Genomic DNA, 15687 nt, shown 5'->3' on the forward strand with positions numbered 1-15687 from the left:
GAGTTAAGATATTAAACATAAGATAAATAAATAAAAAGAGGTGGCAAAATGATTTATACAGTAACATTAAATCCATCAATAGATTATATAGTTAAATTAGATGAATTAAATACAGGAAGCACAAATCGTGTAAATGAAGAATACGTTTATCCAGGAGGAAAAGGTATAAATGTATCTTGTATACTTAAAGAACTTGGACATGACAATACATCATTAGGTTTTATAAGTGATTTTACTGGTGAATATATAGTAAAGACATTGGAGGAAAAAAAATTAAAGACAGACTTTATAAAATTGAAAAACGGTTTTTCAAGAATAAATGTAAAAATAAAAGTGTCAGAGGAAACCGAAATTAATGGACAAGGACCCAATATAAGTGATGAATATATCAACCTATTATATAAAAAACTTGATAAATTAAATCAAGATGATATTTTAATATTGGCAGGTAGTATACCGTCCACTTTGGATGAAAAATTATATGAAAATATAATGTCTAGGCTAGAAGAAAAGAATATAAAAATTGTTGTAGATGCAACAAAAAATCTTCTTCTTAATGTCTTAAAATATAAGCCTTTCCTAATTAAACCTAATAATGATGAACTAGAGGAAATGTTTGATGTCAAATTAAATTCAAATGAAGATATAGTAAAGTATGCTAAAAAGTTAAAAAAAATGGGAGCTGTAAATGTTTTAGTATCCATGGGTAAAGATGGAGCATTATTGATTACAGAAGATAATGAAGTATTTATAAGTGATGTACCTAAAGGAACTGTAAAAAATTCTGCAGGAGCAGGAGACTCTATGGTAGCAGGATTTATATCTGGATATCTAAGTACTGGTGAATATGATTATGCTCTTAAATTAGGTGCAGCCTCAGGGAGTGCAACTGCTTTTTCATATGATTTAGCTGAAAGAAAATGTATTGATAAATTAGTAAACGAAATATCTGTTAAAAGATTTTAAAAATAACCCAAAAAATATATAGAGAGGAAATGAGAACTTATGAAAATTATAGATTTATTAGATGAAAAATCAATTAAATTAAATTTAAAGTCAAAAAACAAACCAGAAGTAATAGAAGAACTAGTTGATTTAGTTGCAAATAGTGGTAATTTAAATGATAAAGAAAACTATAGGAAAGCAATTTTAGCCCGTGAAGAGATGAGTACAACAGGAATTGGAGAAGGTGTAGCTATTCCTCATGCTAAGACTACATCAGTTGACAAAGCTTGTATAGCAGCTGCGGTATCAAAGGAAGGTATAGATTATGAATCTTTTGATGGAAGTTTGTCAAATTTATTTTTTATGATAGCTGCACCAGATGGAGCTAATAATACACATCTTGAAGTATTATCAAGATTATCTACAATACTTATGGATGAGGATTTTAGAAATAAACTTATAAATTCAAATTCAGCAAGAGAATTCAAAGAAATAATAGATAAAAAAGAAAGAGAAAAATTCAGTGAAGAATATCAGGATGAAGAAATTAGTAAAGAAGATACTGTAAATAATAAAGATAAAAATATTAGTAAATATCCTCAAGTTTTAGCAGTAACAGCGTGTCCAACAGGAATAGCACATACATTTATGGCAGCTGAAAGTTTAAATAAAATGGCTGAAAGTAAAGGTATCTCTATAAAAGTAGAAACTAATGGCTCAGCAGGAGTTAAGAATAGACTTACAAAAGAAGAGATAAAAAATGCTACATGTATAATAGTAGCAGCAGATAAAAATGTTGAAATGGCTAGATTTGATGGCAAAAAAGTTATAAAAACTAAGGTTGCTGATGGTATACACAAAGCGGAAGAACTTATAGATAAAGCTGTAAATGGAGATGCTCCAATTTATCATGGAGTAGGAGAAGGAAGTCACAACGAATCAGGTGAAGAAAGTGAAAGTGGATTTAGAAAAGTATACAAGCATTTAATGAATGGTGTATCTAATATGTTGCCATTTGTTATTGGTGGAGGTATACTTATAGCTTTAGCATTCTTACTTGATGATTACTCTATTGACCCTTCACATTTTGGTTCAAATACACCAATAGCAGCATTTTTTAAGGGAATTGGGGATAAAGCATTTGGATTTATGTTACCTGTACTTGCAGGTTATATAGCATATTCTATATCTGATAGACCTGCATTTGTTGTAGGTTTTGTAGGAGGAGCTCTTGCAGGAGATGGTGGTTCAGGTTTTCTAGGGGCACTACTTGCAGGATTTATAGCAGGATATTTAGTAGAAGGACTTAAGAAAATATTTAACGTATTACCAACTTCATTAGAAGGAATAAAACCAGTATTATTATATCCTTTATTTGGAACTCTTTTGATGGGTGTTATAATGACATTTCTAGTAATACCTCCAGTTACAGCAATTAATAATGCTATGGTTGGATTCCTAAATAGTTTAGGTGGAACTTCAAAAATAGTTTTAGGATTAGTGTTAGGCGGAATGATGGCTGTAGATATGGGTGGACCTGTAAATAAAGCAGCTTATGTATTTGGTGTAGCATCGCTTGAATCAGGGCAATTTGAAATAATGGCAGCAGTAATGGCTGGTGGTATGGTTCCACCACTTGCGATAGCTCTTGCAACTACATTTTTCAAAAATAGATTTACAAAAGAAGAAAGAGAGTCTGGTAAAGTTAACTATGTAATGGGGTTATCATTTGTAACAGAGGGAGCAATACCTTTTGCAGCTGGAGACCCACTTCATGTTATACCAGCTTGTGTTGGAGGTTCAGCAGTAGCAGGAGCACTTAGTATGTTATTTAATGCAGCTCTTCGTGCACCTCATGGAGGCGTATTTGTTATACCAGTAGTTACTCATCCTCTTGGATATATAGTAGCTATAATTGTAGGTGCTATAGTTGGAATGATGCTTTTAGCACTGCTTAAAAAACCATTGAATCAAAGAGCATAATAACTAAAATCTGTTTAATAAATAAAAATATGACTTTTTATAAAATTTAATACATTACTGAATTATCCTAAGATAAGGGTTTATATAAAAAAGTGAGTTAAGTCTGATATACAGAGTTTACTCACTTTTTTTAGAATAAATATATTACTTAGAATATTATAATTAACAAAGATTAAAATTTTTCTGATGGTTTCAATTTTATTATTAAATTATCTACACATTACATATTTTGTTTAATTTTATTCATATGTAAATTTAAATAATTTGGTGTATTTATATTTTTTAATTACATTTATTTGTTTCAAATCACTCATTTTAATTTTTCACAATATATTATAAGTTATGTCAGCTAGCTGACATAACTTATAATATATTTTAGTAGTCTTAGTCACTAGAGTCTTGCTAATTTAGTTCTACTCTATATGCTCTAAATCAATACCATATTTTCTTTCACCTTTTATAACTTTGAATTTATCATTTTTATTAGGATAAATAGTCACAACATTGTCTTTATACTCTGATTCATCACATTTTATACTAAGTGGCATAAGCTCTGATTCTCCATATAGATAAGTAACAGGCTTATTATTGTTCATAACAACAATTTGTACCATATCTCTATCTTTTGGAGAAGATATATTTCTCCATTTATATCCTACAGCTTTATATATATCGTTTGCTGATGTTCCAGACTTAAAGATAAATATTTTATCCCATTCAGGAGGCATTACCTTTGCTAGTCTTATTTCATTGTTGTTTTCACTAGCTTTCATAAGTGAAGAAGCGAATTGTCCGAATTTCTCATCTTCTTCATTTTTCTCAAATTTAACTAACTCACTAGATTTGTCAACTACACTCCATTTATCTTTATTTTTTTCTAACTTAAAGTTAATTTTAGAAATACATTCTCCATGTTTTCCTGGTTCAGTAACTATAACCTTTTCTCCCGATGTGTTTTTATAATCGTGTTGTTCAATTTGAACATGATTATGTCCTGCAACTATCGCATCAATACCATCAATTTGTTGAGCTAAATCCTGTATTCTATTACCTGGATTTTTAGGTTTTTTAGGCTTTTCACCTGTGTGTGCAACAGCTACTATTATATCTGGATTTTCTTTTTCCATGATTTTTACCCACTTTTTGGCATCTTCTACTAAATCATTCATATATAGTTCACCATCATAACCTTCTTGGTCTTTTAGCTCTAAAGATTTAGAATCCACAAGTTCTCCATTTTCATTTAGCTGTTTTCCTTCACCAACTTCTTTTATAGTAAGTCCAAGAATTCCTAGCTTTACATTTCCTTCTGGTGTATCAATATTTTTTATTATGTATGGTTTTGTATAGCTATCCCCATTTTTCTTATAAGTATTAGCTGATAATACATCTATTTTTTGTTTTTCAAAATCAGATATCATATTATCTAAATGATATTTATTAAGGGAGATAAATTCATGATTACCAAGAACTACAGCATCATAACCGACTTCTTTCATGTCCTTTGAAATAGGAGTTTCAATATAGCTTTCAGTTTTGTTGTTGTTATCTTTAAGCATAGCATTAGAATAATCATCCATACTACTACCTAAAGCTACTCCACGGTCAAAGAAGTCTCCAGCATCTACTAAAGTTATATTTTTATCTTTTTCTCTTTGTTTCCTTACATAAGAAGTTAACTCATAAGGGATGTTACCATGTAAATCGGTAGTGGCTAATACATTTATTTCTGTTGTATGTTTTGAAGTACACCCAGACATTAGCAATATAAATAAACAAGTAATGCCTATAATTATTTTGTTTTTCATAAAACCTCCATTTTATTTTTTTGAATATTTGTTTTAGTGTCATTAACTACATAATCCTCCTACAATATCAATGGTAATATATTACTATATAAAAATCAACTATATATTTCATAGACATATAAATTGATAGAGAGAAAAATAAACCTCCTTAAAGAAAAATCAATTAAAAGTAATCTCAAAAGAATTTTAAATTATATAATAAGATTGGTTAACTATAGCATCTTTGAGAACATGATAAACAAATAATCTATAGTCTTGTGTTTATTTTTTTATATTATTTATAATAAATAAACTCTATGATGGAAAAACTATTATTATTTAACATGTAAAGGAGTATTTAAAATGAATGAATCGTATTGGGTTTTAAATTCAAGTCCCAAAGAATATAAAAAATTAGGTGAGAATATAAAAGTAGAATGTCTAGTAGTAGGAGGAGGAATAACTGGATTAACAACTGCATATCTATTAGCAAAAGAAGGTAAAAAAGTAGCGCTTGTTGAAGCTGATAAAATAGGATATGGAACTTCAGGAAGAAATACTGGTAAAGTAACTTGTCAACATGATATAGTATATTCTAAAATAGAGAAAAAATATGGATTAGATAAAGCTAAATCATATTATAATGCAAATAATGAAGCTTTAAAATTGATTGAGAAAATAATCAGTGAAAATAATATAAAATGTGATTTCCAAAGGATTCCATCTTTTGTTTTTACAGAGAAGGAAGAAGCTATAAAGGATATTAAAGATGAATATCGTACATGTAAAAAAATAGATATAGATTGCGAATATCATGAAACTATAAATGATATTCCATTAGATGTAAAAGGAGCTATTCGTTTTTCTAATCAAGGTCAATTTAATCCAAAGCAATATGTTGATGGTCTGGCAGAAGTAGCAGTAAATTTAGGTCTAAAAATATATGAAAATACGCCAATAGTAGACCTAGAAAAAGGAGCTATATGTAGAGTTAAGACTAGAGATAATAATATAATAGAAGCTGAAAATGTTATAATTTCATCTCATAGTCCATGGTATGATGGATTGAATTTTTATTTTGCAAAGGAATATGCAGAACGTGCTTATTTAATGGTTGCAGTCCTACAAAATGAATTGCCAGAGGGTATATTTATAAGTATAGATGACCCAGCAATAACTTTTAGACAATGTAATGATGAAAGTAACAGCTTATTAATCTTTGGAGGAGGAGACCACAAAGTTGGTCAAGGTGGAACTGAAGAAGAAATATTTGATGATTTAGAGCGTTATGGTAAAGAAGTATTTAAGGTGGAAGATTTTAAATATAAATGGTCTGCTCAAGACAATATGAGTTTTGATAATGTTCCTTATATAGGTTATATCAATAAAAGAGAGAATAATATTTATGTAGCTACAGGATTTTCTAAATGGGGAATGACTAATGGAACTGCTGCAGGAATAATAATAAAGGATTTAATAATAAATAAAACTTCTGACTATAAAGATACTTTCAATCCTTCAAGATTAGGTAGTTATTTTTCAAAGGACTTTATAAAGGAAAATGCAAATGTAGCAATGAATTATGTCACTGGAAAGTTAAAAATAGGTAGTGGAGATATGCCTAAAAGTAGTGGTGAAGGAAAGATTGTTAACATTGATGGAAAAAGATATGGTGTTTACAAAGATGATAGAGGAGATTTTTATATTGTAGATACCACATGTACTCATTTAGGATGTGAACTTAATTTTAATAGTGAAGAAAAAACATGGGATTGTCCATGTCATGGTTCAAGATTTGACTATAAGGGAAATATACTTGAAGGTCCAGCACTTAAGCCATTAAAACTTTATGGTCATGGCGATAATGATGTTAATCCTAAGTTATTATAGAATATAGAATGTTTTGGAAAGGTAAATTATTTATGAATAAACTTTTAAAGCCAATAACCATTTTACTTTATATAGTATATGTTTTATGTGCCATATTTTTTGCTACAAATAGAGCTTTTGGAAGTGTAGGTTTAGTAGCAATCAGCTTAATTGGTACTTTTATACTGAGTATTTTAAATAGGCAAAATAAAAGACTTTTGAGCAATGAATTATATATTGTACTTGCATTATTTATAATGTTTGCATCATTATTAGGGACTTGTTTTAATTTTTATGACATAAATTATTATGATGATTTTTTACATCTATGGTCGGGTATAATATCATGTATTGTAGCATTTTCTACAATTAAATATTTTTATATACAGAAAGATGTAAGTAAGATGAGTAAAATATTTTTAGTTATATTTGTATTTATGTTTAGTATGGGAGTGGCTAGTTTGTGGGAAATAGGTGAATTTCTAATGGATACTTTTATTGGGACTACTACACAAGCTGGGGGACTAGAAGATACTATGATTGATATGGTAGATGCTTTAATAGGTACAATTATAACTATTCCTTTTATAATAAAAAAATCAAATGCATAGTTTAAAATTAATTACAATGGATTTAATTAGTCATATGAAGTTTAAGAAATTATATGACTAATTAAATCCATTCTTTATTGTATGTAAAGTTTACGTTTCGCATTTTTTATAAATTTTACTCCATAAATAGAAAGTATTTTATCCTATTTTACTATCCATAATTTACAACATCTAGTATTGTCACACTTGTGTTAGTATACTGTTGTTATTTGATAAAATATATTATAAATTGTATCTTTAATAGTATTAAGAAGTAAAAAATTTAAAAAAGATAATATATTATAAAAACATGATATAATTACTATGAAATAAAGGCTATATTTTTGGCTGATAAAAGGGTTTTATAAAAGTTTTATGGTTACAGATGTTGATGAATTTTTGACAAGTAATTAAAAATAAATTATATAAATATAATTTTTATATTTGTAAGTAATTAAAAATTAAGGAATTGTTAAAAATAGTAATATTTTATGTGATAATATAAAGAGTAGATAAAGTATTAGGAGGAACATTGAGTGTTAAAAAAGTGGTTTGGTATTATGAAAAAGAGACAAAAAGTTGAGGAAGCAAAAGAAGAAGGTGAAATAATATTAAAAAATGAAAAAATTTTATATGAAGAAAATTTAATTGATAACGAAAAAAAAGTATTATACTGTAAAGAGGAAGTTATAAGTAAAGAAAATGAGTCTTTAAACCAAGAAGAACATTTGTCTGATAAAGAAGATGAAGTGTTAAGCAAAGAAGTAGTATATGATAATAAAAACAAAGTCTTATCTAAAGAAGAATTAATAATAAATAATGACAAAGAAGAATTAATAGTTAATGATGATGATATAACTTTAAATAAAGTAGAAATAGAAACTGATGATACGGAAATAGCAGAGAAAAGTATAAATAGCGAAGAAATACTAATTAATAAAAATACCACAGAATTAGATAAAAAAGAAGTGTTTATTACTGAGGAATTTATCAAATTAAATAAAAAAGAAATACTGCTTGAAAGTAAAAAAACAGATTCTAAAGAACTTGAAGAAATTGACCAAAGTGAAAATAATATTCTAGTAACAGACACTATTGAAGTTGAAGAAAAACAAGTAAGTGATACAAATGAATACTTGACAAAAGAAGATTTAAATTACATAAAAGAAATAAAAATAAGACGAGGAAGAAGTATAAAAGCAATAAACCTATATACTAAAGAAGAGAAGATTTTTGATACTCACATTCAATGTAGTAAAAATCTTAAGGTACCACTTGGCTACATAAGAGAAAATTTAAAATATGGATATATGGATTACTTTGGAGAAGCTATAAATTATTTAAGTAAAGTGTTAAAGGTAGAAGAATACTGTAAAAATGAATGGAGCTATCTAGAAAATAGTAAATCTCCATCTGAGATATTTAATATTCTTAATGACAAAATATTTAGTACAAGACTTTCTGATAAAAAGAGAAATGAAATTTTAACTAATGATAAGATTGAAACAATAAAAATGAATTATAAGTTTGAATGTATTGATGAAGAATACGATGAATACTTTAAAAAATATAAGTCTATAATCAAAAGAGGTGGAAAGAAAAAGATTGAATTAGTAAATAAAAAAGGCGAAGTATTAGAGATATTTAAGTCTTTAGAAGAATGTTCTATTTATTTGCAAAAAGAAAAAAATGAAGTTATACAAATGTTAAAGTATGGAGATACAAAAATAGGAAGAAATTTCATAAGATATAGTTTAAGAAATATTTAATTTCATTTTAAATTCATGAGAGTTTCATTTCTGATTCACACATTTAATATTATTTTAATGTAAAATAATAAAAGTGAAGTATTGTACAATTAAAATTAAGGAGGATATTAATGTCTGAAGAAAAAAATTCAAAAGAGAATACATTGAATGAAATTAAAAATTCAGAAAATGTAAGTTCTAAACAAGATGATGTGTCAGGTGAAACAAATACTGACAACAAAGTCAAGAAAAGAGAAATAAAATTAAGTAGTAAAAAACTTAAAGCAGTTATAGCAATTGTTGCAGTAGGGGCAATTTGCTTGGGTGGAGGCTATGTCTCTGGAAAAGAAGCTGGAAGAAAATTACCAGCTACTTCAAAGCGTTATAATAGTAATGAAGTAGTAGCTACTATTGGGGATAAAAAAATTACAGGGGAAATGTTAAGAAAAAGAATGGAGCCATTATTTTATTTAAATGCAAAAAATACTATGAGTGATGATGAAATACGTTCGTATGAATCAAATATGATTGAGACTATGATTACATCAGATATATTATCCTCAGAAGCAGCAAAAGAAAAGATAAGCATAACTGATGACGAATTAAATGCTCAATATGATAATCTAATGTCTAGTATAGAATCTGCAATGGGAATGACAAAAGAAGAATTTCTAAAGCAATTTGACTTGACTGAGAAATATATAAAAGACGATATGAAAAAAGAACTAATAGCATCCAAATACTTAAATGAAGCATCAAAGGTAACAGATAAAGATGCACAAAGTTATTATGATAAAAACAAGAGCAATTATTTACAAGTTAGAGCTTCACATATTTTAATAAAAACTGTTGATGATAAAGGTAAACAGGTCAGTGATAGTAAAAAAGCTGAACTTAAAAAACAAGCAGAAGAAATACTTAAAAAAGCAGAAGCTGGAGAAGATTTTGCTACTCTAGCTAAAAAGTATTCTGAAGATAGTAGTGCAGAATCAGGTGGAGATTTAGGATTCTTTGGGAAAGGTCAAATGGTAGAATCTTTTGAAAAAGCTGCATTTGCTTTGAAAAAAGGAGAAATATCTAGTAAGCTTGTAGAAAGTGATTATGGATACCATATAATTAAGAAAATAGATGAAAAATATCAACCATTTGAAGAAGTAAAATCAGATTTAGTAAGTACTTTAACATCAGAAAAGCAAAACTTACTTATAAATGATTTAAAGGAAAAATACAACGTAAAACTTACAGATAAATATCAAATGAAAGCAAAGCAATAGAATAAGTCAATTTATTAAAAAGAAGAAAATATTAATATATATATCTAAAAGCTGTTTTTGTTCTTAAATAGAGAACTTAAACAGCTTTTATTATTTTTCCATAAAATTAAATCGCTCAAAAATGAAATTATAAAAAAATAACATGCATAAATTAACGATGAAAACGTATTTTGAATTTAAATTATTTGATTGAAAATCTATATAAAATATAAAAAAAATAAATAAAAAAATTTAAAAGCTAAAAAAATACTATTCAAATATATATACTAAAGTTATTCTTTAAAAATACTTAAAAAATAATATTTTTCATAATTTTAAAAATAATAATAAAAAAATGAAAATATTAACAATAATCTATTGAGTAATATAAAAAAAGATGCTATTATAAGTATGTGTTAAAATGATTAAGCTAATCTTATGTACTGAATTTAACTATAAAAATAATAAGGGGGCGTTTTTTTATGTCAAATACTGAAAGCGTATCTAAAAAAGCTAGTCATCCGAAGAGTTTTTGGCTTGTTTGTATGACAATTTTATGGGAAAGATTTAGTTATTATGGATTAACAGCTTTGTTGGTATTATTTTTTACAGCGAGTGTAGCTCAAGGTGGTCTAGGACTTTCTACTCAAGAAGCAACTTCAATGTTTGGTTTGTTTACAGGTCTTATATATCTTACACCATTAATTGGTGGTTGGTTGGCAGATAAAGTTTTAGGTCAACAAAAATGTATATCTATAGGTGCACTTTTAATAGCAATAGGTGACTTTGTTTTGTTTGCATCGTCTACATCTATTAGTATGGTTTGGGTAGGCCTATCAATAATCATTTTAGGAAATGGTTTTTTTAAATCAAGTTGTTCCAATATAGTTGGTGATATATATCCTAAAACCGAGGTATCAAGAAAAGACGCAGCATATAGTTTATTCTATATGGCAGTAAATGTAGGTGCATTCATAGCTCCAATCATATGTGGATTGCTTTCTGATAATGTATTTGCAGTAAGAGGAGTAAACGGAGATATAGTGTCTTATGGATATAAGATGGCATTCTTAGTTTGTGGTATAGGTATGATGCTTGGTATGATTATATTTACACTTCTTGCGCCAAAGCTACTAAAAGAAGTTGGAAAACATCCAGTTACTAAGGGAAATAAAGGTGAAAAAATTGAGTATGGGCCACTTACTAAATTAGAGAAAAATAGAATAGTAGCAATGGTTGTGTTATTCTTATTTGTAGTTTTATTTTGGACAGCATACTATCAAACACAAAGTTCATTTATGATTTATGTAAGAGATAATGTAAATAGAACTCTATTTGGATTTGAAATGCCAGTGGCATGGCTTACATCATTAAATGCTATATTATGTGTAGCGTTATGCCCTGTATTAGCTACTTTGTGGGTTAAATTATCTAATACTAAAAGAGGCGATTTTTCTATTCCAGTTAAAATGGGATTAGGAATGATAATAATGGGTCTTGGTTTTATAGTTATGGTATTTGCCACATTAGCCAATGGTTCAGATGGAACAATAAAGGCTAGCATACTTTTTATAGTAGTAACCTATATATTTACAACTGTAGGGGAGTTATTTTTGTCTCCTATAGGTCTTGCAATGTTTAATAAGTTAGCTCCAGCTAAATATGCTACATTGTCTATGGGTGCATGGTATCTGACAAGTTTTTTTGCTAGTTTGTTATCAGGAAAAATTGCTGGATTTACAGCTACATTAGGTTTTTTACAAATCTTTGGAGGAATAGCAGGAGTCTTAATAATCTTTGGTTTAATATTACTTGGATTAAGAAATATGTTGACAAAATTAATGGCAATGGATTTGTTAACAGAAACAAAATAATCCATACTTAATTAGTGAAAATAAAGGAAATTACATTTGAATATAAAATCAAACGTAATTTCCTCTTTAATTATGAAAAAAAAGCTTTACACAGATAGATATTGTAATTAAAATTATAATTGTGATAATTAGAGTGTATAAGATTTATATAGATTATATAAAAGGAAAATTTATGTAATGAACTTTACATACTTATATATTTAGTTATTCAAACTATTATTTTGAGGAGGTCTTGTTGTGAATATAAAAGACAGAGTAAATGAATTAAGAAGACTTATGGAAGAAAAAAATATTGATGCTTATATGATTCCGTCTTCTGACAATCATCAAAGTGAATATGTAGGAGATTACTTCAAATCAAGAGAGTTTATATCAGGATTTAATGGTTCAGCTGGAACAGTTATTGTGACTAAAGATGAAGCTGGATTATGGACAGATGGAAGATACTTTATACAAGCAGAATCTCAATTAGAAGGAAGTACAATAAAATTATTTAAAATGGGACAAGAAGGTTGCCCAACTACTGATGAATATTTATATACAAATATTCCAGAAGGTGGAACTTTAGGTTTTGATGGTAAAGTTATATGTGCTAAAGAAGGAGCTACATTAGCTGAAAAATTATCTAAAAAAGGTATAAAAGTAGAATACCAATATGATTTAATAGATAGCATATGGCCAGATAGACCAGCTTTATCAGATAGTAAAGCATTTTTATTAGATGTTAAATACTGTGGAGAAAGTTTTAGTTCAAAGTTAGCTAGATTGAGAGAAAAAATGAGTGAAAAAGGTACTTCTACTCATGTAATAACTACTCTTGATGATATAGCATGGTTATTTAACATAAGAGGTGGAGATGTTAAATACAATCCAGTCGTACTTTCTTATGCAGTGATAACTTTAAAAGAAGTTTATTTATTTGTTGATGAAAGTAAATTAAATGAAGAGATATTAAATGAATTGGCTAAAGAAAATGTACAAATAAGACCATATAATGATGTATATGATTTTGTAAAACATATAGATAAAGATGAAAAAGTTTTAGTTGATGGAACTAAGATTAACTATGCAATTTACAATAATATACCTTGTGGAGTTGAAAAAGTTGATGAGTTTAATCCAGTAATGTTCTTTAAGGCTCAAAAAAATGAGGTAGAATTAGAGAATATAAGAAATTCACATGTTAAAGATGGTGTAGCTTTCACTAAATTTATGTACTGGTTAAAGAATAATGTAGGTAAGATGGAAATAACTGAAATAAGTGCTACTGAAAAATTAGAGGGACTAAGAAGAGAACAAGAAGGATTCTTTGAACCAAGTTTCAATACAATTGCTGCATATAAAGAGCATGCTGCTATGATGCACTATAGTGCAACTCCAGAATCAAACTATAAGTTAGAAGCTGAAGGACTATTCTTAGTAGATTCAGGTGGACAATATTATGATGGAACTACTGATATAACTAGAACTACAGTATTAGGACCTATAAGTGATGAATTAAAATTACATTTCACTTCTGTAGCAAGAGGTATGATAAATCTTTCTAAGGTTAAATTCTTACATGGTTGTAGAGGGTACAACCTAGATATATTATCTAGAAGCTGTATGTGGAATATGGGAATAGATTATCAATGTGGAACTGGACATGGTATAGGATTTGTATTAAATGTTCATGAAGCTCCAAATGGATTTAGATGGAGAGTAGTTCCTGAAAGATTTGATAGCGCAGTTCTTGAAGAAGGTATGGTAACTACTAATGAACCAGGTATATATATAGAAGGTTCTCATGGTATAAGAACAGAAAATGAAATAGTAGTTAGAAAAGCTGAAAAGAATTTTTATGGTCAATTTATGGAGTTTGAAGTTGTTACATTAGCTCCTATTGATTTAGATGGTATAGTTCCAGAATTAATGAATCAAGATGAAAAAGATTATTTAAACTGGTATCATAAATTAGTTTATGATAAAATATCTCCTTTCCTAACTGGTGAAGAAAGAGAATGGTTAAAAGTTTATACTAGAGCTATATAGTTTTGTAATTGAATACTATAAATAAATCGAGGCATTTTAATGCCTCGATTTTTGATATCTTATCTATTAAACTTAAACATAGTTTTTACTTTGATAATTCTACAAGTTTTTTATTCATTATAAGTAATATAATTCCAAATAGCAATAAGAATGAAGGGATTACTATAAATACTTGTAACATACCAAGGTGGTCTATAATAGTCTGTGTATAACCAGACAATTTATTTGCTGCAAATTTACCTAAGAACCAAACACCCATTAGGAATGAAATATATTTTTCTGGTGAAAGTTTATTTACCATGCCATATCCAACTGGAGAAAAACAAATCTCTCCTATACTTTGGAATGTTAAAAATCCAATTACCCAAAATACACTTGCTTTCTGAAGTGAATTAGGGTCAGTTCCTGTTTGTATAACTGCGACTATCATAAATAAAAATGCCACAGCTAATAGTATAAATCCTAGACTCATTTTTGAAGGTACACTTAAATCACCTTTTTTAGTCTGAGATAATTTTACCCAGATTAAAGCAGATATAGGACCAAGGATGACGCATAGAAGACCATTATATGAATCTATCCATGAGGTTGGTATTTGAAAATTACCAACAGTCAGATTTATGTGTTCTTTTGTATACAAAGCTATAGACATAGAAGCCTGGTTATATGCTATCCAAAAGAATACTGTAAAAAAAGCTAATATTAATATTACTATTATTCTTTTTTTCTCAACTGAAGTTAATGGTTTTGAAGCAAGTAATTTCTTATATTCTAATGATTTCTTTATAGTTTCTTTTCGACTACTAAATTCATTACTTGAAGATTTATAAAATTTTTTGTGACCAAATATAAAGAATAACAAACCTATTAAAACAGTAATTGAAGCAAATAAAAATACATATCTGTAACCATACATATTTATAGAAGTACCATTTTTCATAGCAAACCATTCATTAGCGACCAAACCACAGATTAAAGGGCCAAATAATGTTCCCAGATTAGTAGACATATATGTAATAGAAAAAGCCCCATCTTTTCTTGGGTCATCATTAGTATATAAGTTTCCAACTAAGGTATGTAAGTTTCCCTTATAAAAACCTATTCCTAATCCAGACAAGAATATCATGACGTTTACATCCATTTTGCTATTTGCCAGATATCCTAAAAAGTAGCCAATTGAAACCATTATCATTCCAAGCATAATACAATTTTTTGGACCTAAAAATCTATCACTAACCCATCCACCAATAACAGGAGAAAAATAAGTCCATGCTAAGAAAGATGCAAGCATTGATGCAGATTCTGCTGGTGTTAACCCTAAACCACCTTTAGATACTTGTTCAGCCAAAAATAATAAGAGTACTAATTTCATACCATAGTATGCAAGTCCTACAAATGTAAATATTGAACAACAAAAATATAAATCCTTAGGCTGTTTAAGTTTTTCTTGAGTTTTTAAAACTGACATATGTCGAGAACCTCCAGACCAATAATTTAACAAAATTTTTCCATACTATATGAGTATATGTTTTTTTTATAAAGACGTCAACTTATGGCATAAAAAAATAAAGCCTTAATAATATGTAAAAATAGCATTATTTTATAGA

At 28.0% G+C, this 15687-nt stretch carries 10 protein-coding genes; 8 read left to right on the plus strand and 2 right to left on the minus strand.

What is annotated here, in order from left to right; all coding sequences use genetic code 11:
- The first annotated feature begins 48 nt into the window (after positions 1-48).
- Positions 49-966: a 1-phosphofructokinase gene (gene pfkB, locus KGF36_RS02070; protein WP_227828885.1), complete on the plus strand. Its 918-nt coding sequence runs from the start codon at positions 49-51 to the stop codon at positions 964-966.
- 39 nt (positions 967-1005) lie between these two features.
- Positions 1006-2928, plus strand: a complete 1923-nt coding sequence (locus tag KGF36_RS02075) for a PTS fructose transporter subunit IIABC (RefSeq protein WP_227828884.1) — start codon at positions 1006-1008, stop codon at positions 2926-2928.
- A gap of 413 nt (positions 2929-3341) precedes the next feature.
- Here the strand turns inward: KGF36_RS02075 and KGF36_RS02080 are convergent, their stop codons facing one another.
- Complete coding sequence (locus KGF36_RS02080) at positions 3342-4736, minus strand: metallophosphoesterase (protein WP_227828883.1); 1395 nt, start codon at positions 4734-4736, stop codon at positions 3342-3344.
- A gap of 342 nt (positions 4737-5078) precedes the next feature.
- Here KGF36_RS02080 and KGF36_RS02085 point away from each other — a divergent pair, with 342 nt between their 5' ends.
- The 6 genes from KGF36_RS02085 to KGF36_RS02110 all read left to right on the plus strand — a co-directional run bounded on the left by KGF36_RS02085 (position 5079) and on the right by KGF36_RS02110 (position 14080).
- Entirely contained in the window at positions 5079-6605 is a 1527-nt protein-coding gene (locus tag KGF36_RS02085; RefSeq protein ID WP_227842228.1) for an FAD-dependent oxidoreductase, read from the plus strand.
- A gap of 32 nt (positions 6606-6637) precedes the next feature.
- The gene (locus KGF36_RS02090) at positions 6638-7195 is read left to right on the plus strand and encodes a hypothetical protein (RefSeq protein ID WP_227828881.1); all 558 of its coding nucleotides are present in this window, start codon (positions 6638-6640) and stop codon (positions 7193-7195) included.
- A 515-nt stretch (positions 7196-7710) separates the two neighbouring features.
- Positions 7711-8943, plus strand: coding sequence for a hypothetical protein (locus KGF36_RS02095; RefSeq protein ID WP_227828880.1), 1233 nt, complete (start codon positions 7711-7713; stop codon positions 8941-8943).
- Between the two features lie 110 nt (positions 8944-9053).
- Complete coding sequence (locus tag KGF36_RS02100) at positions 9054-10196, plus strand: peptidylprolyl isomerase (RefSeq protein WP_227828879.1); 1143 nt, start codon at positions 9054-9056, stop codon at positions 10194-10196.
- 461 nt (positions 10197-10657) lie between these two features.
- Entirely contained in the window at positions 10658-12049 is a 1392-nt protein-coding gene (locus KGF36_RS02105; protein ID WP_227828878.1) for a peptide MFS transporter, read from the plus strand.
- A 237-nt stretch (positions 12050-12286) separates the two neighbouring features.
- Positions 12287-14080 carry an aminopeptidase P family protein gene (locus KGF36_RS02110; RefSeq protein ID WP_227828877.1) on the plus strand — a complete coding sequence of 598 codons (1794 nt, stop codon included), beginning with the start codon at positions 12287-12289 and terminating at the stop codon, positions 14078-14080.
- An 85-nt stretch (positions 14081-14165) separates the two neighbouring features.
- On the opposite strand, the gene KGF36_RS02115 is transcribed toward KGF36_RS02110, so the two are convergent.
- A complete protein-coding gene (locus KGF36_RS02115; RefSeq protein WP_227828876.1) occupies positions 14166-15548 on the minus strand; it encodes a peptide MFS transporter in 1383 nt (460 codons plus the stop codon).
- Positions 15549-15687: the final 139 nt, after the last annotated feature.

The organism is Clostridioides sp. ZZV14-6009 (genome assembly GCF_020658095.1).
Classification (GTDB): Bacteria; Bacillota; Clostridia; order Peptostreptococcales; family Peptostreptococcaceae; genus Clostridioides.

Coding starts and splice junctions, on each gene's coding strand:
- KGF36_RS02075 (WP_227828884.1), top strand. CDS start 1,006: ATGAAAATTATAGATTTATTAGATGAAAAATCAATTAAATTAAATTTA.
- KGF36_RS02090 (WP_227828881.1), top strand. CDS start 6,638: ATGAATAAACTTTTAAAGCCAATAACCATTTTACTTTATATAGTATAT.
- pfkB (WP_227828885.1), top strand. CDS start 49: ATGATTTATACAGTAACATTAAATCCATCAATAGATTATATAGTTAAA.
- KGF36_RS02080 (WP_227828883.1), bottom strand. CDS start 4,736: ATGAAAAACAAAATAATTATAGGCATTACTTGTTTATTTATATTGCTA.
- KGF36_RS02085 (WP_227842228.1), top strand. CDS start 5,079: ATGAATGAATCGTATTGGGTTTTAAATTCAAGTCCCAAAGAATATAAA.
- KGF36_RS02100 (WP_227828879.1), top strand. CDS start 9,054: ATGTCTGAAGAAAAAAATTCAAAAGAGAATACATTGAATGAAATTAAA.
- KGF36_RS02115 (WP_227828876.1), bottom strand. CDS start 15,548: ATGTCAGTTTTAAAAACTCAAGAAAAACTTAAACAGCCTAAGGATTTA.
- KGF36_RS02105 (WP_227828878.1), top strand. CDS start 10,658: ATGTCAAATACTGAAAGCGTATCTAAAAAAGCTAGTCATCCGAAGAGT.